Consider the following 22,132-nt stretch of genomic DNA (forward strand, 5'->3'; position numbering starts at 1 on the left):
GACGTTTAAGTTCACAGGAAAAGGTACCTTGTTTACATGCACTTACGGTCTGCCCTTATCGTAGTCCTCTTACTGCTGTTTGTTCGATCCGAATCGGTCGCTCAGATCGGGGGACGGGCAACCTATCAATTCCTGAACCTGGTAAACTCACCAAGACAAGCCGCTTTGGGTGGCAAAACTGTTACCAATTACGATTACGACCCTACCCAGGGACTTTTCAATCCGGCTGCCATCAATTGGGAGATGGACAACCAACTCTCCCTGAACTACACCAATTATTTGGGGGATGTGAATTATGGTACGGCTGCATTTGCCTATCAGTGGGATAGACGACGGACACAGGTGATCCATGCGGGAGTGACCTACGTGAATTACGGTCAGTTTGACGGTTATGACGAATTAGGTAACGCCACCGACACTTTTAGCGGAGGGGAAGTTGCTCTTTCTGTTGGTCACGCTAGGAATATCGCCTTTACCAATTTTCATGTGGGTGCCAATTTGAAGTTCATCTCTTCTAAATTAGAACAATATTCCTCCTTCGGTGTAGCTGTGGACTTGGGCGTTTTTTATTTGTACGAACCCTGGGACCTGAATATTACCCTGGTAGCACGTAACCTGGGATCACAGATCACACCTTACGAGAATACCTACGAGAAATTACCCTTCGAGATGATCTTCGGGATCTCTCAAATATTGCCCAACGTTCCCATTCGCTGGCATTTCACAATGGATAACTTGCAGCGCTGGGACATCGCCTATTCCAATCCCAATAGGGAAGAGACCGATCTGGAAGGTAATACCACCGAAGAGAACATCAATTTCTTTGACGAAGCCCTAAGGCACATGATCCTGGGAATAGAATTGTTTCCGGAAAAAGGATTCAACATTCGTCTGGGATATAATTTTAGAAGGGGGGAAGAACTGAGAATTGTTGAACAACGGGCGTTTGCAGGCATAAGTGGAGGGTTCTCTATTAAGCTAAATAAGCTCAGGCTGAGTTACACCTATGCAAAATACAGCCGGGCCGCTGCTTCCAGTCATTTCGGATTAAATATTAATTTGCAGTAGTGGGACGAATTACGATTGCAATAGACGGACATTCTTCTACCGGAAAGAGCACGGTGGCCCGTCAATTGGCTCATAAACTGGGCTATATCTATGTAGATTCAGGGGCCATGTACCGTGCCGTGACCTATTTCGCCTTGCAAAATGGACTTGTTGATCACGACGGCTTGAACGAAGCTGGACTTGTGGCTAGGCTAGATGAGATTAGTCTTAATTTTGGGATGACCGACGAAGCGGGTAAATCCCCTATCATTTTGAACGGTGAAAACGTCGAATCCGCTATCCGGACCTTGGAAGTGTCTGAATGGGTCAGTCCGGTTGCAACATTGTCCGAGGTACGCAAGAAGATGGTCCAGCAACAGCATCAGCTAGGGGGAGAAGGCGGGATCGTTATGGACGGGCGGGATATCGGAACAGTTGTCTTTCCTCAAGCAGATTTAAAGATCTTTATGACGGCCTCTGCCCAAGTCAGGGCGCAAAGACGATATGATGAACTTTTGGCCCGAGGAGATCAGATCAGCTATTCCGAGGTTTTGGAAAATGTGACAGAAAGAGATCGGATCGACTCCACCAGGGAAGTTTCCCCATTAAAACAGGCCGATGATGCCGTGTTGATCGATAATTCTGAGATGACCCTGGAGGACCAATTCCAATTGGTTTTGAAACTGGCCCTCCAAAAGATCGATCAGATCGATTAGTTCTTTCCAATAGGTGGTGGTCCTTCAGGAATTATGGCCTTGTACTGGTAATCACCTTTTCTTTCCTTGAATTCGGCCTTTACAGCTTCCACCTTTTTTGGGTCTTCAAACAGATCGACCATGGTCATAGCCATCGCTTTGGTAGCATAAAGCATCCCTTTATGACCGATTGACATCCCACCACAGGCTACAACAGCCCAGGAGTGCCAGGGTGTGTCTTTTGGGGCAACCGTTGCACTTAGATTGATGTTGGCCACATTCCAACTTACATCTCCCACATCGGTGGATCCGCCACCAGGGTTCTCTTTTGTCGCCTCCAGTGGCCGAACTTTGCTGTCCATCCCTACTTGGGGCTTTCCTGTTTCTTCCTGGATCTTCTTTCCAAATGCGATCTCTTCTTCGGTATACTCGATATCACCCAGTATTTCCAGGTTGCCCTGCATGATCTCTCCACCTTTACGATTCACCAGTACTTCGTGAAGACCGGAGACCAGAGAGACCTTATAGTCTACATTAGCCATTATGGCAGCGCCTTCGGCCATTTTCATGACGTGCTCGTAGACCGGCATCATGCCTTTACGATCACTATTTCTAACCCTTACCCAGAGTTTACTGTAATCTGGCACTACATTGACCACCTGACCACCATCTTGAATGTGATAGTGCATCCTTACCGTTGGTTTTACGTGTTCCCTGTAATAATTGATCCCGGAAGTGTACAACTCCAAAGCGTCGCTCGCGCTACGGCCGTTCCATGGATCACCAGCTGCGTGAGCAGCCTGGCCATAGAATTCTACGATAAAGTCGACCAGCGCCAGTGAACTCTGAACGTCTGCTTTGGTTTCGGCGCCTGGATGCCAACTGATGTTTACATCGACGTCGTTCCACAATCCGGCTTCGATCATCCAGAGCTTGCCAAAGAATTTCTCTTCTGCAGGGGTCCCCAGGAACTTGATGGTCCCTTTGATCTTACCAGCATCCATCAACTCTTTTATGGCGATGGCGGCACCCAAACTGGCAGTTCCAAACATATTATGCCCACAACCATGTCCGCCTGCTCCGGCCTCTAGTGGCTCCTTAGTAGGCTGGGCCTTTTGCGAAATGCCCGGCAATGCGTCAAACTCACCCAGTATGCTGATAACCGGTGAACCGCTACCATAAGTAGCAGTGAATGCAGTAGGTATCTCGGCTACACCACGTTCTACTGTGAATCCGTTGGCCTCTGCATAACTGGCCAAAACTTCGGCCGATTTTTCCTCCTGGAAGGCGATCTCGGCATTGGCCCAAATGGCGTCACTGATCTCGATCAACTTATCGCTGTGGGCGTCTACAGACTGCATGACAGCAGCCTTGGTTTTAGAAACTTTTTTCTGAGCCCAACTCATGGTAGTGAATAAGGCCAATAACAGGATTACTAGTCTTTTCATTGAAATTTGCTTTAAGGTCTTTAAATATAAAGATTTTGGAGCGTTCGCATTACTGGTCTAAAGCCTTTGAAAATCAAATATTAAATCTTAATTTTGCAGCCCTTTTGGCGGTTAGGCAAGTCCCATTAGGATCATATAAAACGTCTAATTACTTCTACCGGTTTCCGAACCGACTTGCGAGCAGGTAGAATACAAATCAAATGAACAGGGCCCAGGTCCTGATTCAATTGAAAAACTAGAAATGGCTGATAAAGCACAACAAACTGAAGAGCAGGTACAAGAAGTAACCCAGGAGGTTGCCAAGCCAGAAGTCTCTTTAAAAGAAAGTAATCCTGAAAAATTCCTAGCTGAATTTGACTGGGAGAATTACGAAGAAGGGATCGACCCTATCGATGATGGCAAGCTAGCCGAATTCGAAAAATTGGTGGCCCAGAACTTTGTAGACACCCTAGACAATGAAGTGGTTGTTGGGACCGTTGCTCACATGACAGACCGTGATGCGATCATCGACATCAATGCCAAGAGTGAAGGTGTTATCTCCTTAAACGAGTTCCGTTACAATCCTGACCTTAAAGTCGGAGACAAGGTAGATGTCCTGATCGATGTCAGAGAAGACGCCACCGGTCAGTTAGTATTGTCTCACAGAAAGGCCCGTACCATCAAAGCTTGGGAGCGTGTAAACGTTGCTCACGACGAGGGTACTGTAGTTACCGGATTTGTTAAGTGTCGTACCAAAGGTGGTATGATCGTTGACGTATTCGGAATCGAAGCCTTCTTACCAGGATCCCAGATCGATGTTAAACCGATCCGTGATTACGACCTATATGTAGGAAAGACCATGGAATTCAAAGTGGTTAAGATCAACCAGGAATTCAAGAATGTGGTAGTTTCTCACAAAGCGCTTATCGAAGCGGATATCGAAGAACAAAAACGAGAGATCATCGGTCAGCTTGAAAAAGGTCAAGTACTGGAAGGTGTTGTTAAGAATATTACCTCTTACGGTGTATTCGTTGATCTTGGTGGTGTTGACGGACTTGTTCACATTACCGATCTGTCTTGGTCTCGTATCAACCACCCGAACGAGATCGTGGAACTGGATCAGAAACTGAATGTAGTGATCCTGGACTTCGACGAAGACAAGACCCGTATCCAACTTGGACTGAAACAACTGAAAGCTCACCCATGGGATGCCCTTGGTGAAGAGCTTAAAGTAGGTGATCGAGTTAAAGGTAAAGTCGTTGTTATAGCTGACTATGGCGCCTTTATCGAGGTTGCAGAAGGAGTTGAAGGTCTGATCCACGTTTCTGAAATGTCTTGGTCTACTCACCTGAGAAGTGCTCAAGACTTTGTGAACGTTGGAGACGAAGTAGAAGCAGAGATCCTTACCCTGGACAGGGAAGAGCGCAAGATGTCTCTAGGAATCAAGCAGCTGACTCCGGATCCATGGACTGACATCACTTCAAAATACCCTGTAGGTTCTAAGCATAGCGGAATTGTTCGCAACTTTACCAACTTCGGTGTATTTGTAGAGATGGAAGAAGGTATCGATGGTTTGATCTATATCTCCGACCTATCCTGGACCAAGAAAGTGAAGCACCCAAGTGAGTTTACCAACATTGGTGACAATCTGGAGGTGATCGTACTAGAACTGGACGTGGAAGGCCGTAAGCTAAGCCTCGGACACAAGCAAACAACAGAGAATCCTTGGGATAAGTACGAGGATGAGTTTGCCGTGGGAAGCAAGCACAACGCGAGCATAGACGAAGTTGTGGAAAAAGGAGCTGTGATCCATTTCAACGATGACATCACTGCTTTTGTTCCAAAACGTCACATGGTGAAGGAAGATGGTTCCAGCCTGAAGAAAGGTGAAGAGGCAGAATTCCAGATCATCGAGTTCAACAAAGACTTCAAGAAAGTGGTAGCGTCGCATATGACCATCCACCGGGAAGAAGAGGCCAACATTGTTAAGCAGGCAGCTCGCAAGGCAGCCAAGCAGGCAGAAGAGGCTAAACCAACCCTGGGAGATGCTAATGCCAAGCTACAAGAGCTTAAGGATAAAATGGACGGAAAGAAATAATCCGATCCAATCAAATAAAAACCCCTCACTTTGAGGGGTTTTTTTGTGCCTTCTTTCAAATAAGGACATCAAAAACGACCACTGCTGCCATATTTGTTGGAGGCTTCATCGATTAAAAGTTGTATTTTTGTCTCCTGAATAAGCATTCAGATCCTTTCCTGTCTATGAGCCAAAAAGTGTTGTTAAACGCAAATGAGGTGAAAATTGCCCTTCACCGCCTGGCTTGTCAACTAATTGAAAACCACAACGACTTTTCCAATACCGTTTTGATCGGCTTGCAACCACGTGGTATCTATCTGGCCGATCGGTTAAAGCAATTGCTGGAAACGGATTACGGAATCGATAAGATCCAACTAGGCTACCTGGACATTACATTCTACCGTGACGATTTCAGACGAGGAGACAAGATATTAGAGGCCAACAGTACCCAGATCAATTTTATCGTTGAGAATAAACGCGTGGTCTTTGTGGACGACGTACTGTATACCGGAAGGAGTATCCGATCTGCCCTGACCGCTATTCAGTCCTTTGGTCGTCCTAATGAGATCGAGCTGCTATGCCTTATAGACCGGAGGTTTAGCCGTCATTTACCAATACAACCCGATTATCACGGAAGACAGGTGGATGCCATAGGCCAGGAAAAAGTAATTGTGAATTGGGAGGATCAGGATGGAGAAGATGCTGTTTACCTGGTACCCAGATAAGGAATGAATAGAAGAAGTAAACTACAATACCTAGGATGAGTGAGCTAAGTGTAAAACACCTGTTGGGGATCAAATATCTCAGCGAAGCCGATATTCATCTGATCTTCGAAACAGCGGACCATTTCAAAGAAGTGATCAACCGCTCGATCAAGAAAGTACCGACCTTAAGGGATATCACTATAGCCAATCTGTTCTTTGAGAATAGTACCCGAACCAGATTGTCTTTCGAACTGGCGGAAAAAAGATTGTCCGCTGATGTTATCAATTTTTCGGCAGCATCGTCATCTGTTAAGAAAGGTGAGACCCTGGTGGATACGGTCAATAATATACTGTCCATGAAGGTGGACATGGTAGTTATGCGCCATCCCAATCCAGGAGCCGGGATCTACTTATCGAGGCACATCGACGCCAGCATAGTCAACGCGGGAGATGGAGCCCATGAACACCCAACACAAGCCCTGCTGGATTCTTACTCGATCCGTGAACGCCTGGGTGATGTTGCTGGGAAAAAGGTGGTCATTGTAGGAGACATACTGCATTCCAGGGTAGCCCTATCCAATATCTATGCCCTGAACAAGCTTGGAGCAGAGGTTAAAGTTTGTGGACCCAAAACCCTTATTCCTAAATATATAGATCATTTAGGAGTTCAAGTAGAAAATGACCTGAACAAGGCCTTGGCCTGGTGTGATGTAGCCAATATGCTAAGGGTACAGAATGAGCGCATGGACATCAGTTATTTTCCAACAACTAGGGAATACACCCAACAGTTTGGGTTAAACAAGCAACGTTTGGAAAGACTGGATAAAGAGATCGTAGTCATGCACCCTGGCCCTATCAACCGAGGGGTAGAGGTCACTTCTGAGGTAGCTGATAGTGATCAGGCTATCATCCTGGACCAGGTAGAGAATGGAGTTGCCGTGAGAATGGCGGTCCTTTATCTATTAGCCTCCAAAATAGATCGTAATGAAGATTGATCAAACACCCAAGTTTACTGTCCTAAAGGATGAAAAGGGATATTTCCCTGCATTTGCAGCCTACCTGGATAAGGTCATACCTATTAAATTTGGGGATCATCACCTGGTGATCGATCTATTGGAGTTTACGGAGCTTGACTTGGATCAACTGCTCCTACTCCTAAAAGTGAGCACTTACCACCGTTCTACTAAGCATTCACTGGTCATTGTTAGTCAATCTGTGGATATAGACGATATACCTGCAGAACTGGTGGTTGTTCCGAGCCTACAGGAAGCAGCTGATATTATCGAAATGGAGGAGATCGAGCGAGATCTGGGATTTTAGATTAAACATCACCAAGTTTTGAAACTCACCGTATTAGGATGTTACGCAGCGACCCCGAGGGCTTTCACGAATCCAACCTCTCAAGTGTTGGAGATCAAGGGACAGCTCTTTCTGATCGATTGTGGCGAAGGGACTCAGGTCCAGCTTAGACGTTTTAAGGTGAAATTCTCCCGTATTGAACGGATCTTCATTTCCCATCTTCACGGTGACCACTTTTATGGATTGGTTGGGCTCATATCGACCTTCAGGCTACTTGGGAGGGATCGTGAGTTGCATATCTACGGTCCAAAAGGCATTAAAGAGGCTATTACCATGCAATTAAAACTTGGGGATTCCTGGACCAATTACCCCCTTTATTTTCACGAATTGGAGAGTAAGAAACCCCAGGTTATCTTTGAAAACAGCAAAGTAGTTGTGGAGACCATTCCGCTGGAACACCGGGTTTATACCAATGGCTATCTATTTCGAGAAAAGCCAGGTGATCGGAAGTTAATAGTCGAAGAAGCAGTTAAACACGGGGTGGACAAAAGTTACTTTAACAAAGCGAAAAAAGGCTTTGACGTGCCAGGAGAAGGGGATGAACTTGTTGCCAACCATCTGATCACCGAAGATCCTGACCCTCCCCGGTCTTATGCATTTTGTTCTGATACCATCTATTTGCCAAGATTGACCGAGCAATTAAAAGGCGTGGATTTCTTGTACCATGAGTCTACCTTCTTATCTGAACACGACCATCTGGCCACTAAAACCAAACACAGTACAGCTGCCCAGGCCGCTCAGATCGCCAAGGACGCCAGCGTCGGTAAACTGATACTCGGACATTATTCTACCCGTTATCCGGACATACAGGCCTTTGCCGATGATGCTGAGCGCATTTTTCAACCAGTAGAATTAGCAGAAGATGGCAAGGTGTTTGATTTCGACAAATAAGTTGTTATTGAGATAACCAATTAATAAGGATATCATCATTTTTTACCTCTGGCAAATGTTTTAACTTGCACATAAAAGCGTCAATAGTGCAGGATAATCTCTACGACAAACGGCAATCTTACGAAGGGGATCAACTGGATATATCTTCCATAGACCCCAACCCCATGCAGCAATTCAGAACCTGGTACTATCAGGTGGAAGAATATGGGGGAGTGACGGAAGTTAATGCTATGGCCGTATCCACCATTGGATTAGATGGATACCCCAAGACTCGAATGGTCTTGTTAAAAAAATATGATGAGAGAGGCTTTGTTTTCTACTCGAACTATCGTTCCGAAAAAGGAAGGAGCATCGATAAGAACCAGGAAGTCTGTCTGTCCTTCTTCTGGCCCAATCTGGAACGGCAGGTAATTATCAAAGGAATAGCCAAGAAAGCTCCAAAGGACGAATCCGACCATTACTTTGCTTCCAGGCCGCGAGGCAGTCAACTTGGGGCACTGGTTTCCGAGCAGAGTCAAATTGTGGGAAGCCGAAAGGAATTGGAAGAAGAACTGCAACGGTTGGAGCAGCACTATGAGAACAAAGACATTCCAAGACCAGAACATTGGGGAGGATATTTGGTAGAGCCTGTTGAGTTTGAATTCTGGCAGGGAAGGCCTAATCGGTTGCACGATCGGATCAGGTATCGATTAGATGGGATAGACTGGAGCATTGACCGCTTATCACCCTAACTAACTACACATGAAGACATTGTATTTGTTGCGACACGCCAAATCCTCCTGGAAACACGATGTGATCGACCATCAACGACCCCTTAAGCAGCGAGGCTTAAACGATGCTGTGTTGGTTTCCAAGCATGTTGTTGAACAGGTGAAAGCGCCACAGAAGATCATATCCAGTGATGCAGAGCGTGCCATGACCACAGCGCTCTTCTTTAAGGAGGCATTCAAGGTTAAGGACGAGGACTTTACAACCAATCACAATCTCTATGATTTTGGTGGGAGGCAAGTGCTGGAAATTATCAAGAACTTGAATGATTCCTGGAAGCGAGTCATGATCGTGGGTCATAATCACGCATTTACCAGCATAGCCAATATGTTGGGGGATGAGTACATAGAGAATTTACCGACCTGTGGTTTTGTGAAGCTGCAGTTTGACGAAAAGAACTGGAGGGATGTGAACGTAGGTAAGACCAAGTTAACCGTATTCCCTAGGCATCTAAAGACCAAGGAGGATGAGTGAGACCTTAATGAACAAAGAGGTGAGCAATCGCTACCTGAACCGTGAGCTGAGCTGGCTTCAGTTTAATGCGCGGGTGTTGCAGGAAGCGGAGGACATCAGTGTACCCCTGATCGAACGCCTGAGGTTTCTTGGAATTTTCTCTAATAACCTTGACGAATTCTTCAAGGTCCGCTATGCGACCATTCGGCGAATCGTAGAAGCAGGTAGAGAGGGTTTTAATGTGTTGGGAGGTATCACAGCCAAAGATCTGCTGGAAACCATTACCCAAACGGTGATCAGTCAGCAGGCCAATAGCATGAGCGTCCTTAGCGATATCACCCAGGAATTGCAAAAGGAGAACATCCACATCATAGACGAAACCCAGGTAAATGAAGAACAGGCGGAATTTATAAACTCTTATTTCATTCGGAATGTGAGTCCTGCATTGGCCACTATTATGGTATCCGAATTGGAGGAGTTTCCCGAGTTGAAGGATAGCGGGGCCTATTTGGCGATCAGAATGCTGATGAAACCAAATGACGAGACCTTCGAGCAACGGATCAATTATGCACTGATCGAAATTCCGAGGGTCATCGATCGCTTCGTGGTTTTACCCTCCAGCGGTGAGAAGAAGTTCATTATCATGCTGGACGATCTGATCCGATTCAGCCTGGGCAATATCTTCAATATCTTTGAATATGAGGAGATAACTGCTCATATGATCAAGATCACCCGGGATGCGGAACTGGATATCGACAGTGATCTTTCCAGGAGTTTCTTAGAAAAGATCTCCAAGGGTGTAAAGGGACGTAGTTCTGGCGTTCCGGTGCGTTTTGTTTACGACAAAGAGATCGATAATGAGACCTTGGCATTCCTGCTCACCAAAATGGATATACACGATACAGACAGTATTATTCCCGGTGGGCGGTATCACAACCGGCGTGATTATATGGGCTTCCCTGACCTGGGAAGAAAAGACCTGCTCTACGAACCTAAAACACCTTTGCCTATACCAGGACTGAGCTTGCAGGGCAGTATGCTGGACGAAATATCGAAAAAGGATTACTTGCTTTATTCCCCTTACCAATCCTTTGCCTATGTGGTAAAGTTTCTAAGAGAGGCTGCCATCGACCCCAAGGTGAAAACCATCAAGATCACCATTTACAGACTGGCCTCCATCAGTCATATTGCGGGGTCATTGATCAATGCCGTAAAGAACGGCAAGGAAGTGACCGTTCAAATCGAATTACAGGCCAGATTTGACGAGGCAGCCAACATTCGCTACGCCGAACAAATGCAGACCGAAGGGGTCAAGCTGATTTTTGGGGTTACCGGTCTTAAGGTACACTGTAAGGCCTGCGTGGTGGAGAGATTGGAAAGTCAGAAGTTAAGGCGATATTCTTTTATCAGCACCGGTAATTTCAATGAATCCACGGCACGCATCTATACGGATTATACGCTGTTCACTGCTAATCCGAAGATCGGGAAGGAGATCAATAAGGTCTTCGACTTTTTTGAGGTGAATTATCAGGTCAAAAAGTATCGACACCTGATCGTTTCTCCTCATTATACGCGGAACGCTTTCAATAATCTGATCCAACAAGAAGTAGAGAACCACAAGAACGGATTATCCAGCGGCATCCGACTTAAGCTGAATAGTCTGTCAGACTTCAAGATGATCGACAAGCTCTATGACGCCAGCAGGGCAGGAGTGAAGATTCAATTGATCGTACGTGGTATTTGTTGCCTGATCCCCGGAGTAGAAGGGATGTCAGAAAATATTGAGGTGATCAGTATCGTGGACAAATTCCTGGAACACCCCAGATTGTATATATTTGAGAATGCCGGAGATCCCAAATATTATATCTCGTCGGCAGATTTTATGAGCCGGAACCTGGATCGCCGGGTTGAGATCAGTTGTCCGATATACGATCCCGATATCAAAAGAGAGTTGGAGGACACCTTCCAGATCAGTTGGAATGACAATGTCAAGGCCAGGGTTATCTCGGACAAACAGGACAATGCCTATCGCAAGAATGACAAACCACCAGCCCGCTCCCAGTTTGAGCTATATGATTACTACCTGAATAAACTGAAAGAATTTGATTCACATTGAAAAATATGCGGCCATCGACATTGGCTCCAATGCCATTCGATTGCTGATAGCGACCATAATTGAGAAGGAAGGATTCCCCACCCAAGTAAAAAAAACCTCCCTGGTTCGTGTGCCCATTCGGCTAGGTGCAGATGTTTTCCTAAACGGCAGGATATCAGTAAACAACTACAGGCGCATGGTAGACGCCATGAACGCTTATAGTTTATTAATGAAGACTCATGGAGTCTCTAGCTACAGGGCTTGTGCTACGTCTGCCATGCGAGAAGCCGAAAATGGTGAAGAGCTGGCCAGGCAGATCCGAAAGGCCACCGGGGTCAATATCCAGATCATCAATGGTCAGGAAGAGGCCACCATTATTGCGAGTACCAACCTTTGGAACCAGATAGATCCGGACAAGACCTATCTCTACGTTGATGTAGGAGGTGGAAGTACAGAATTTACCGTCTTTTCAGACCGCCATAACATCGTATCAAAATCCTTTAAGTTAGGAACGGTACGTATACTGAACGATATGGTGAGCGACAAGGTGTGGGACGATGTTAAAAAGTGGATCAAAAAGAATACGGGTAAGTACGAGAAGATCAGCCTGATCGGTTCCGGAGGTAATATCAACAGTATCTACAAAAGCAGTGGTCGGAAAATAGGTAAACCCCTCAGTTACCTCTATCTCTACAACTTTTACCAGAAGCTCAAGTCCATGAACTATCATGAACGGATCTTTAATCTGCAAATGAATCCGGATCGAGCTGATGTTATCCTTCCAGCTTCACGAATTTACCTTTCTGCGATGAAATGGAGCAATGCCAAGAATGTATATGTACCCAAGATAGGTTTGTCCGACGGCATTATAAAAACGCTCTATAACGAACGCCAGGCCAGGAATATAGAAGTGAACTCCTGAGTATAGGCAACTTTTTTCCAGTTTTAGACGTCGAGCAATAAACAAACTGTATTGGCGGAACGCGTCTGCACTATATCGATTGGATTCTAATTGGTGTGAAGTAACTAGCCGTGCATGGTCTCTTGCTTCCCAAGATCTTTAATAAGTTCGGCCTCATGAGTCAGTAGATCCTGCCACTTCTGATCAACTTCTTCCCGGTTTCCGTACTTCCTGGCAAATCCCAAAAACATGGTGTAGTGATTGGCCTCGGAGATCATAAGCTTTCGGTAGAAATCGGCCAGTTTCTTGTCTGGAAGTTCTTCGCTGAGCAGCCTGAAGCGTTCACAACTCCGTGCCTCGATTAGTGCAGCATACAACAAGCGGTGGATCAACTGATCCAGACGGCTGCCTCCCTTGGGAAAGAATTTCATCAGATCGTTAACATAGACGTCCTTCCGCTCCCTGCCCAATACATAACCTCGTTCCAATAGCCTGTCGTGAACCATTTTAAAGTGGCTCATCTCTTCCTGTGCCAATAAGGTCATCTCGTCTACCAATTCACTGTATTCAGGATAACCTATGATGAGCGAAATAGCCGTTGACGCTGCCTTTTGTTCACAATAGGCGTGATCTGTAAGGATCTCTTCAATATTCTTCTCTACGATATTGACCCAACGCGGATCGGTGGGCAGCTTTAGCCCCAGCATCTTAATATTCTCCTGGTTCTCCATGGTATTAAATATCGAGATCGAAGGACTTGCGCAGATCTTCGACCAAAGGGTTCTTCTTTTTCATCAGTTCGAACTTCTCCCTGGGGGTATAGGCATACCTTTTTGTCTCCGTTTCGTTTACCTCTATGGAAAGATCGACCTGATCATTCTTGAGCTGCGTACGGATATATCGCAGCAATTCAGGCTTAGCCCGCTCCAATTCCACCTTGATCGTACTATTGGGGAAGACCAGATGGATCAAATGCCCTTCCAGTCGAGGTACTCCCATGGAAAGATGGGAATGTAAGTTAAACCGCCCATCCTTTTCGATCTTACTGGCAAAGCTATTCCAGGCATCCAGCATATCACCTTCTGTAAATTCTTCCCGCAGTTCCTGGCGTTGAACATCCCTGGACTGTCGCTGAAGTTCAAGCTCCTTTTTCTTTCGTACACTTTTAAGCGATAGGCCTGAAACTTTTTCTGCATTGCGCTTAACGAGCCTTTTGGCAGCTTGAACATCCGGTTCAGTGGATAGTTCTGTGGGCTCTGGCGACACATCATCCTCTTTGGCCGGCTTTGAAAGTTCACTTTCCGGATTGATCGGTTTAGCAATGGGATTATCCTGTTTAACTGGGATTTCGGGTCTAGCTTCTTCTTTAGACCCAGGGTTCTTAACCGGAGGAAGTATTTTTAGGCTAGTCTTTTTTTTTTCGAGGCCTTGACCTATAGAAGCTAATTTCATCAGGCATAACTCCACTAGCAAGCGTTGATTGCGGCTACTCTTGTATTCCAGGTCACAGGAATTGGCCAGATCTATAGCCTGCATCAAGAACGATTCTGTCACCTCCTTTGCCTGTTCCAGGTAGCGTTTTCGGATGTCTAAACCAACCTCCAATAAATCCAGGGTTTGAGGGTTCTTACCAACAAGCAGATCCCTAAAATGAGAAGCCAGCCCCGAGATAAAGTGACGGCCATCGAAACCAGAGGCCAGGACCTCGTTAAAGGCGGATAGCAATTCCGGAATCTGGTGAGCCAAGATCATATCGGTCATTGAAAGATAGACCTCGTGATCCAAAACGTGTAAATTCTGCGCTACAGTCTGCCTGGTCAACTTATTGCCGGCAAAGCTAACCACCCGATCAAAGATGGAAAGTGCGTCCCTCATAGCTCCATCCGCTTTTTGGGCGATCAAATGCAGGGCATCATCTTCAGCATCTATTCCTTCCTGCTCGGCCACTTTAGCAAGTTGCTCCTTGATATCCTGGACAGTGATCCTACGGAAATCAAAGATCTGACACCTGGACAAAATGGTCGGAATGATCTTGTGCTTCTCTGTGGTTGCCAGAATGAAAATAGCATGGGAGGGAGGTTCTTCCAAGGTCTTTAAGAATGCATTGAAAGCACTAGAAGACAACATATGCACCTCATCGATGATATAGACCTTGTACTTTCCGATCTGAGGCGGTATTCTGACCTGATCGATCAGACTCCTGATATCGTCTACAGAGTTGTTGGAGGCGGCATCCAGTTCGAAGATATTGAAGGCAAAATCCTCTTCCTTCTGGTGATCTTCGTCCTCGTTGATCCGCTTGGCCAGAATACGAGCGCACGTGGTTTTTCCAACTCCTCGGGGGCCAGTAAATAAAAGGGCTTGAGCCAAATGATCCTGGGCAATGGCATTTTCCAGGGTATTGGTAATGGCCTGCTGTCCGACCACATCTTCAAAACGGGTAGGACGGTACTTTCTGGCTGAAACGATGAAGTGCTCCATAGTGGGTAAACAAATATAAAATACTAGCCTTAGTTGACCGTGATGACCTACCACTAATTTCTGGTTTTTATCAACATTGACTAACTTTGCAGCGCAGGCCGCCTTATCGCTGTGTACTAGGGCATAGCTCAGTACATGGAGGAAAGTCCGGACACCACAGGGAGGCATATCGGTTAACGGCCGACCCTTGTAGCACGTGCTACAGGGAGGACAAGTGCAACAGAAAGTATGTACAGGTTAAGCTGTAGTGAAATCAGGTAAACTCTATGCGGTGAAATGCCATGTATACCTGCGCCTGAGGGCGTCCCGCCCAAGCAGGAGGGTAGGCAGATAGAGGTGTTTGGTAACAAACACTCCAGATAAATGATAAGGTCGTGAACTGAGCTTGCTCTGGTTTACGGACAGAATCCGGCTTACAGGCCTGCTTCCTTTTGGAAAATACTGAATACGGATCCTCCGTATTTTCTCATCTCCACAAAATTGCTCAGATCACTGATGTCCTGGTGTTTGGAATGCTCTATAATCAGTAGTCCATCAGTCTTTAGCCGAGACCCCTCCATGATCTGCCCATGGTATTTCCCAAGCTCTAAAGCTTGCATTTCATAAGGCGGGTCCATAAAGATGAGATCATAACTATTCGAATCCTTCCTCAGATAGGTCCAACAATCCATCTTAACTGTTCTGATGGGAAGATCCAGCTTGGTGGCAGTTTGCTGAATGAACCTTACACAACCCGGATGTTTATCTACAGCTACTACCATTTCGGCACCCCGAGAAGCAAATTCGAAACTGATACCACCTATGCCGGCAAATAGATCCAAAACACGGATCTCACTAAGATCGATTCTGTTACGCAGGATATTGAATAAGCCCTCTTTCGCAAAATCGGTTGTGGGACGTGCAGGAAGATTGCGGGGAGCCTGCAATCTTTTCCCCTTATGGCTTCCGGAGATTATACGCATTACAAACTAAGTTTCAACAGGATCTGATGATGGGTAGGGCCGGGAAAATCATCTACGGCATTCAGTAAGTCCCTTTCCAAAAAACTAAGCTCTCGGATATAGGTGTAGAGCAATTCCCATCTTTCGTCGTCCTGCTCTATATCTCCGCACAATACAACCGGTATATTCTCAGGACTGTAATCCAATTGCTCCAGAGCGAACAACAGGAAATAGACAAAGTCTTCGGAAGATCGGAAGGGGTAGGTGTTACAGAGCTGTAATTTCCCTCCTTTAAAGATCATGAGATCGAATCTATTCCTATTGCTATGCACATAGGCCACTGTTCTTTCCTGGGCTCGTTCCAAATAACAAAAATAGCCAAGCATAAGCGACACTGAATGGTAATAGTCGAAGGTGCCGTACTTGTCGAATAAGAGGTTATTGATATTGACCCATGGTACGTAAACCGAAACCAGATCTGTATTAGAAACTTCGTCATGGGCCAAATAATCTCCTGCCAGTATCCTGGCATTGAATTTCAGATAGTCGCTGGCCCTCCTGGAATCAAACAATGAAGAGGGGACGATCGAATAAAGTTCAGAACAGTGGATCACTTTGATCTCCTCAAAGGGTCCCTCCAGAATCGGTCTGAGGTCAAACTGACGCATCAACTCGTCAGCCACTTGTTCCGGTGTGAGTTCGGAATCGAATGCGTGTTCCCAGCGGCCGATCGCTTTCCGGTTGGAAGCGTCTGCCACTAAAAAAGAAAGTCCGGACAAGGAAACTTGAACGGACAATCGTTTTAAGATGCTATTTTCGGGTCTAGTTTCCGCTGTTGTCTTTTTCGGTGTCGTACAACTGTGGCCAGTTCCCGGTGGTGTTGATCTCGTTCATAGAACCGATAGAGATGTATTCTCCGTTCACACCATCTACAGAATTGACCTGCTTTTCATTGGCAACCATATCTTTATCCTTATCGTGAAGAATGACATCCTTAGATACTTTGCATTCGAACACGGAAAAGACGGTTCCATTTTTTTCCAGCTTGCCCGCTTCGATATCAAATTGAGCATCGATGCCCTCCACTGGCACATTCATCATCGTTTTATATCGATCGCTCCCACCATACAGTGAATCCTTCACATTTACAAACCCTAAAGTATCCAATAAAGTCTCTTCGATAAAGTAACCTTCGTCTATTCCGTATGCCCTATTCTTTTCGACATCCGCATAACTAGTATCTCGTCGCTGAATAATGGCAAATTGAGCAGTGTCCACAAATTGAACCAGGCTATCGAAATTACCACTGAAATTACCGGTGATCTCCTGGTGAGCTAACTGAGCAACTCGAACATCCTTCAAGGTCTTGATCACAGCCCGGTAACGAACTTCTTTCTCCTTGTTAAACTGAACAGGTCCCAAAACGGAATTATAGAGTTTATAGCCAAGGAAAATGATGACTACCCACAGGACAATCTGGATTACAACTTTCATTATGCGATTGTTTAAATAAGTTTGAATTCGATTGGTAACAAATCTACAATTTTTTTTTGTTCACCAAAGTGATACGTCAATTTTTCATCTTTATCTTTGAACGGCCTCGAGCCTTGTAAAATGGAGCAATCAACACTGTATCAACTCTTAAAAAAACGCTTCCCATTTGACCCTACTGTCCGGCAGGAAATGGCCCTGTCCGCCCTGTCGGAATTTGCCACTGAACGTACTCCTCGTACTACCCTGTTAATCAAAGGATATGCCGGAACTGGGAAGACCACTTTGATCGGAACTTTGGTGACCGACTTGTGGAAGTCCCAAATGAGCAGCGTACTGTTAGCTCCAACCGGAAGAGCCGCTAAAGTAGTTAGCAACTACAGCGGTAAACAGGCTTTTACCATACACAAGAAGATCTACCGTCCCTTGAGCAAAAAGGAGGGAGGGGTTAAGTTCAAATTGCAAACCAACAAGCACCGCAACACCCTCTTTATCGTAGACGAGGCTTCCATGATCCCTGATGTGAATCAGGAAGGCCGTATGATGGACAGTGGTGCGCTGCTGGACGATCTGATCCAATATGTATTCCAAGGATACAACTGCAAGCTACTGCTAGTAGGAGACACTGCTCAACTTCCGCCGGTCAAACTGAGCATCAGCCCCGCCCTGGATGAAGATCTGTTGGAGAAACGATACGACCTCAATATTAAATCCATTGAGCTGACCGAGGTGGTCAGACAAGAAGAAGGGAGTGGAATCCTGAGCAATGCCACCCATTTGCGAGAAAATTTCCGACAGGGATTCTTCAATCATTTTCACTTCCGGCTCAGGAGCTTTACGGATATCCACAGACCCCTGGATTCCCAGGAATTACTGGATGCCATAGAAGACAGTTATGCTAGGAATGGCAAAGAGGACACGGCCTTTATCGTTCGATCCAACAAACGAGCCAATCAGTACAACCAGCAAATCCGAAATCGCATTCTCTATCAGCAGGAGGAGATCAATACCGGAGACTATCTCATGGTGGTTAAAAACAACTATTTCTGGTTAGAAGATGGTAGTTCGGCCGGTTTTATCGCCAATGGGGATATAGTCGAGATCTTGCGTGTATTTGATATCGTGGAGAAACACGGGTTTCGGTTTGCAGAAGTTGAAGTACGCATGGTCGATTATCCGGATGTCGCTCCCATGGAAACAGTTTTGTTACTGGACACCTTGGATTCTGCATATGCCAGTTTAACCCAGGAACAAAGCAATGAGCTCTATCAGCAGGTAAGAGCGTCCTATGCGGACATCAAAACCAACTACAAACGTTTTCTGGCTGTTAAGAATGACCGGTTCTTCAATGCGCTGCAAGTCAAATTTGCGTATGCCATGACTTGTCACAAATCTCAGGGAGGTCAATGGAATACTGTTTTTGTGGAGCAACCTTTTCTACCTGATGGCATCAATAAAGAGTACCTGCGTTGGCTTTATACTGCCGTAACCCGGGCCCAGAAAAGTCTATATCTTATCGGGTTTCCGGAAGATTTCTTTGCCGAAACCGATTAAGCCCGATAGGCCCAGAAGATATATTCTCTTAGGTTCGATAAACGAAGGAAACTTCTTATTTTTGTGTAACCATAAACCAATTGAATTGAAGATTATTGCTATGATTCCGGCCCGTTATGGTGCCACTCGATTTCCAGGCAAACTGATGCAAGACCTGGCCGGAAAAACGGTTATCCTCCGTACTTACGAAGCCACACGTGATACCGAACTCTTCGATGAAGTATACGTTGTAACAGACAGCGATGTGATATATCAGGAGATCGTTTCAAACGGCGGCCAGGCCATTATGAGTCAGAAGCAGCACGAATGTGGAAGCGACCGTATAGCCGAAGCCGTGCAGGACATGGACGTGGATATCGTTGTAAATGTTCAAGGAGACGAACCCTTTACCAGTAAAGGCTCCTTGGAAAAGGTTTTGAAAGTGTTCGAGAATGACCATGAAAACCTGATCGACCTGGCATCCATTATGACGGAGATCGATGATTGGAAGGAGATCTCTGATCCCAATTGTGTTAAGGTGATTGTCGATGAGGAGGATTTTGCCATGTACTTCAGTCGATCGCCGGTTCCTTATCCACGCGACAAGAATGTTTCTGTTCAATACTACAAGCACAAAGGAGTCTATGCGTTTCGAAAGAAGGCCCTGATGGATTTCTATCGTTTACCGATGCGCTCACTGGAAGCAACAGAGAAGATAGAATCTATCAGATACCTGGAATACGGTCACCGCATCAAGATGGTCGTTTCTAATGCAGAAGGAATAGAGATCGACACCCCGGAAGATCTTGTCCGAGCCAATAAAGTGCTAAAGGAGGGGGTGGAATCCATGACCGTGAACAACAAATACAGAAACTTCCCTATGGTGCCTAAGGTGGTCTTTGGTGCCGGTTGTTTCGATCAGTTGCAATCTATCCTAACACCGGAGCGAAAGGCGAATGCACCTTTTATCTTTTTGGTGGACGACGTCTTCCGGGACAGGTCTGATCTGGTGGATAGAATCCCGCTTCGTTTTAACGATCAGCTTCAATTTGTTTCGGCAGATGAGGAGCCCAAGACTTCTCAGGTGGATCAAATAGTAGGGGACATCCGAAGCGAATTTAAGATCACCCCATCCGGTATAATTGGAATTGGTGGTGGAACCATCTTGGATCTGTGCAAAGCTGTAGCCATCATGCTGAACAACCAGGGTAGTGCAGCCGATTACCAGGGTTGGGACCTGGTTGGGAACCAAGCCGTCTATCATGTCGGTATTCCTACCATTTCCGGTACAGGAGCGGAAGTGTCAAGGACCACCGTTCTAACCGGACCAGAAAAGAAACTTGGGATCAACAGTGACTTTACACCCTTTGACCAGGTGGTGTTGGATCCAGACCTGACCAAAGGAGTTCCCACGGATCAGTGGTTCTATACCGGGATGGATTGTTTTATCCACTGTGTGGAGTCCCTTTCCGGTTCCTTCCTAAATACCTTTTCCGAAAGTTATGGAGAGAAGGCTTACGACCTGTGTAAGGAGATTTTTTTAAATGGTGATCTGAGTGACGAAGAGTCCAGATCCAAATTGATGATGGCCTCCTGGCACGGCGGAATGAGCATCGCCTATTCTCAAGTTGGAGTTGCTCATGCCATGAGCTATGGCCTGTCTTATGTATTGGGAACCAAACATGGGATTGGAAACTGTATCGTCTTTGATCATCTGGAAGAATATTACCCAGAAGGTGTTGCCTTGTTTAAAGAGATGAAGAAAAAACACAAGATCGAACTACCCACCGGTCTTTGTCAGGATCTCAGCCCCCAACAATTTGACATTATGATGGACATAGCATTGAGCCTTCACCCGCTATGGGAAAATGCTCTTGGTCCAAACTGGGAACAGATCATGACCCGTGAAAAATTACGGGAATTATACCTAAAAATGTAACAGCCAGTTTGTCGTTCAGTCGTTTCATATTTAACAAAGTACTGGGGTGGTCCATAGCAGGAAATTTTGATCCGACTATCAAGAAAAGTGTAGTCATAGCAGTGCCTCACACCAGCTGGCACGATTTCTATGTCGGAGCTTTTACTCGAAAAATCCAAGGTGTGCCCATTCATTATGTGGGTAAAAAAGAACTATTTAAGTGGCCTTTTGGATGGTATTTCCGATGGATGGGAGGGTCTCCCTTGGACCGCACTCCCGGGCAGAACAAAGTTGAATCTATTGCAGCCTTATTTGAAAAAAAAGAGGAGTTTCGCTTGACCCTGGCGCCGGAAGGAACACGAAAGAAAGTGGATAAATGGAAGACGGGGTTTTACTACATCGCTAAAAAGGCAGGAGTCCCAATAATTCCGGTGGCTTTTGATTATTCGTCCAAAACAGTTACCATTCATCCAGCTTTTTACTTAACCGACGATACAGAAGCCGATTTAGCCTATCTGCGAAGTTTATACAGTGGGGTGGTGGGAAAGGTACCTGAGTATACCTAAGGCTATTCTTCAGAGGAACTTTCATCCATGGTGTGATAGACGTTCTGAACGTCATCGTCTTCCTCTATCTTTTCCAGGAGTTTATCTACATCCGCCGCTTGCTCAGCGTTTAATTTCTTGGTGACTTGAGGAATACGCTCAAAACCGGAAGAAAGAATCTCGATCTCGCTAGATTCCAAATAATTTTGTATCGCACCAAAACTTTCGAATGGGGCATAGATCAGCACTCCGTCCTCGTCCTCGAAGATCTCTTCCACGCCAAAATCGATCAATTCCAGTTCCAATTCTTCCATATCCCAGCCTTCGGCATTGATCCGGAAATTACAAACATGGTCAAACATAAAGCTCACCGACCCAGAAGTTCCCAAACTGCCGTCACATTTGTTGAAATATGATCTCACATTCGCAACTGTGCGAGTATTGTTATCGGTAGCGGTCTCAATGAGCACGGCAATACCATGAGGGGCATAACCTTCAAACAAGACCTCCTTAAAATCACCCTGGCTCTTATCCGACGCACGCTTGATGGCACGCTCAATATTGTCCTTAGGCATGTTAACAGCCTTGGCATTCTGAATTACAGCCCTCAATCTGGCATTACTATCAGGGTCCGGACCTCCTTCTTTAACAGCCATCACAATGTCCTTCCCAATACGAGTAAAGGCCTTGGACATGGCTGCCCAGCGTTTCATTTTCCTGGCTTTACGAAATTCGAATGCTCTTCCCATGGTGTTTCTTTAAAGCGAATACAAAAATAAAAATTAGTCCTTCATGCCAAAACGGAA

Annotated in this window: 19 protein-coding genes, 1 other RNA gene and 3 pseudogenes; 16 read left to right on the forward strand and 7 right to left on the reverse strand. The window is 45.8% G+C overall.

Features of this window, described 5'->3' with window-relative positions:
- Positions 1–36 precede the first annotated feature (36 nt).
- Positions 37–1,068, forward strand: a complete 1,032-nt coding sequence (gene porQ, locus BST85_RS04860) for a type IX secretion system protein PorQ (RefSeq protein ID WP_104812224.1) — start codon at positions 37–39, stop codon at positions 1,066–1,068.
- Positions 1,068–1,763 (forward strand): (d)CMP kinase, encoded by a 696-nt coding sequence (gene cmk / locus BST85_RS04865; RefSeq protein WP_104812225.1) that lies wholly within the window; start codon positions 1,068–1,070, stop codon positions 1,761–1,763. Before porQ ends, cmk begins: the two co-directional genes overlap by 1 nt.
- On the opposite strand, the gene BST85_RS04870 is transcribed toward cmk, so the two are convergent.
- Positions 1,760–3,190 (reverse strand): amidohydrolase, encoded by a 1,431-nt coding sequence (locus tag BST85_RS04870; RefSeq protein ID WP_104812226.1) that lies wholly within the window; start codon positions 3,188–3,190, stop codon positions 1,760–1,762. The two genes, cmk and BST85_RS04870, sit on opposite strands and share 4 nt — an antisense overlap.
- A 241-nt stretch (positions 3,191–3,431) precedes the next feature.
- Between BST85_RS04870 and rpsA the strand changes: the two genes are divergently transcribed.
- The 9 genes from rpsA to BST85_RS04915 all read left to right on the forward strand — a co-directional run bounded on the left by rpsA (position 3,432) and on the right by BST85_RS04915 (position 12,438).
- Entirely contained in the window at positions 3,432–5,267 is a 1,836-nt protein-coding gene (gene rpsA / locus BST85_RS04875; RefSeq protein ID WP_104812227.1) for a 30S ribosomal protein S1, read from the forward strand.
- Positions 5,268–5,431: 164 nt separating this feature from the next.
- Positions 5,432–5,971, forward strand: coding sequence for a bifunctional pyr operon transcriptional regulator/uracil phosphoribosyltransferase PyrR (pyrR, locus tag BST85_RS04880; RefSeq protein WP_104812228.1), 540 nt, complete (start codon positions 5,432–5,434; stop codon positions 5,969–5,971).
- Between the two features lie 35 nt (positions 5,972–6,006).
- Positions 6,007–6,945 (forward strand): aspartate carbamoyltransferase catalytic subunit, encoded by a 939-nt coding sequence (locus BST85_RS04885; protein WP_104812229.1) that lies wholly within the window; start codon positions 6,007–6,009, stop codon positions 6,943–6,945.
- Entirely contained in the window at positions 6,935–7,270 is a 336-nt protein-coding gene (locus BST85_RS04890) for a ribonuclease Z (protein ID WP_104812230.1), read from the forward strand. Before BST85_RS04885 ends, BST85_RS04890 begins: the two co-directional genes overlap by 11 nt.
- An 18-nt stretch (positions 7,271–7,288) precedes the next feature.
- Positions 7,289–8,200: a ribonuclease Z gene (locus BST85_RS04895; protein ID WP_104812231.1), complete on the forward strand. Its 912-nt coding sequence runs from the start codon at positions 7,289–7,291 to the stop codon at positions 8,198–8,200.
- Positions 8,201–8,286: 86 nt separating this feature from the next.
- On the forward strand, positions 8,287–8,931 hold the full coding sequence (gene pdxH, locus BST85_RS04900) for a pyridoxamine 5'-phosphate oxidase (RefSeq protein ID WP_104812232.1): 645 nt from the start codon (positions 8,287–8,289) through the stop codon (positions 8,929–8,931).
- 10 nt (positions 8,932–8,941) lie between these two features.
- Positions 8,942–9,442 (forward strand): SixA phosphatase family protein, encoded by a 501-nt coding sequence (locus BST85_RS04905; protein WP_104812233.1) that lies wholly within the window; start codon positions 8,942–8,944, stop codon positions 9,440–9,442.
- Positions 9,435–11,537, forward strand: coding sequence for a polyphosphate kinase 1 (gene ppk1 / locus BST85_RS04910; RefSeq protein WP_245917638.1), 2,103 nt, complete (start codon positions 9,435–9,437; stop codon positions 11,535–11,537). Before BST85_RS04905 ends, ppk1 begins: the two co-directional genes overlap by 8 nt.
- Complete coding sequence (locus BST85_RS04915) at positions 11,524–12,438, forward strand: Ppx/GppA phosphatase family protein (RefSeq protein WP_104812234.1); 915 nt, start codon at positions 11,524–11,526, stop codon at positions 12,436–12,438. The genes ppk1 and BST85_RS04915 overlap by 14 nt, the downstream gene beginning before the upstream one ends.
- 104 nt (positions 12,439–12,542) lie before the next feature.
- Here BST85_RS04915 and BST85_RS04920 read toward each other — a convergent pair whose 3' ends face one another.
- Together BST85_RS04920 and BST85_RS04925 are read right to left on the reverse strand one after the other, a co-directional pair.
- Complete coding sequence (locus BST85_RS04920) at positions 12,543–13,124, reverse strand: MiaE family protein (protein WP_104813909.1); 582 nt, start codon at positions 13,122–13,124, stop codon at positions 12,543–12,545.
- A 28-nt stretch (positions 13,125–13,152) separates the two neighbouring features.
- Entirely contained in the window at positions 13,153–14,898 is a 1,746-nt protein-coding gene (locus tag BST85_RS04925; RefSeq protein ID WP_104812235.1) for a DNA polymerase III subunit gamma/tau, read from the reverse strand.
- Between the two features lie 90 nt (positions 14,899–14,988).
- Between BST85_RS04925 and rnpB the strand changes: the two genes are divergently transcribed.
- An RNA gene (gene rnpB, locus BST85_RS04930) (RNase P RNA component class A) lies at positions 14,989–15,330 on the forward strand.
- Positions 15,331–15,344: 14 nt separating this feature from the next.
- On the opposite strand, the pseudogene BST85_RS04935 reads toward rnpB, so the two are convergent.
- From BST85_RS04935 to BST85_RS04945, 3 genes and pseudogenes are all read right to left on the reverse strand, one after another.
- Positions 15,345–15,860 (reverse strand): annotated as a pseudogene (locus BST85_RS04935) (RsmD family RNA methyltransferase); the annotation flags it as partial.
- Positions 15,860–16,651, reverse strand: a pseudogene (locus BST85_RS04940) (DUF3822 family protein); the annotation flags it as partial. The pseudogenes BST85_RS04940 and BST85_RS04935, both read right to left, overlap by 1 nt.
- Before the next feature lie 10 nt (positions 16,652–16,661).
- A complete protein-coding gene (locus BST85_RS04945; protein ID WP_104812237.1) occupies positions 16,662–17,333 on the reverse strand; it encodes a hypothetical protein in 672 nt (223 codons plus the stop codon).
- Between the two features lie 120 nt (positions 17,334–17,453).
- Between BST85_RS04945 and BST85_RS04950 the strand changes: the two genes are divergently transcribed.
- The 4 genes and pseudogenes from BST85_RS04950 to BST85_RS04960 all read left to right on the forward strand — a co-directional run bounded on the left by BST85_RS04950 (position 17,454) and on the right by BST85_RS04960 (position 21,347).
- Positions 17,454–18,884 carry an ATP-dependent DNA helicase gene (locus BST85_RS04950; RefSeq protein ID WP_104812238.1) on the forward strand — a complete coding sequence of 477 codons (1,431 nt, stop codon included), beginning with the start codon at positions 17,454–17,456 and terminating at the stop codon, positions 18,882–18,884.
- Between the two features lie 100 nt (positions 18,885–18,984).
- Positions 18,985–19,695, forward strand: a pseudogene (gene kdsB / locus BST85_RS14450) (3-deoxy-manno-octulosonate cytidylyltransferase); the annotation flags it as partial.
- Between the two features lie 48 nt (positions 19,696–19,743).
- On the forward strand, positions 19,744–20,802 hold the full coding sequence (locus BST85_RS14455) for an iron-containing alcohol dehydrogenase family protein (protein ID WP_245917715.1): 1,059 nt from the start codon (positions 19,744–19,746) through the stop codon (positions 20,800–20,802).
- Positions 20,803–20,810: 8 nt separating this feature from the next.
- Entirely contained in the window at positions 20,811–21,347 is a 537-nt protein-coding gene (locus BST85_RS04960; protein WP_104812240.1) for a 1-acyl-sn-glycerol-3-phosphate acyltransferase, read from the forward strand.
- A gap of 2 nt (positions 21,348–21,349) precedes the next feature.
- Here BST85_RS04960 and BST85_RS04965 read toward each other — a convergent pair whose 3' ends face one another.
- Positions 21,350–22,075 (reverse strand): YebC/PmpR family DNA-binding transcriptional regulator, encoded by a 726-nt coding sequence (locus BST85_RS04965; protein WP_104812241.1) that lies wholly within the window; start codon positions 22,073–22,075, stop codon positions 21,350–21,352.
- Positions 22,076–22,132: the final 57 nt, after the last annotated feature.

This window comes from Aureitalea marina, assembly GCF_002943755.1.
Lineage (GTDB): Bacteria > Bacteroidota > Bacteroidia > Flavobacteriales > Flavobacteriaceae > Aureitalea > Aureitalea marina.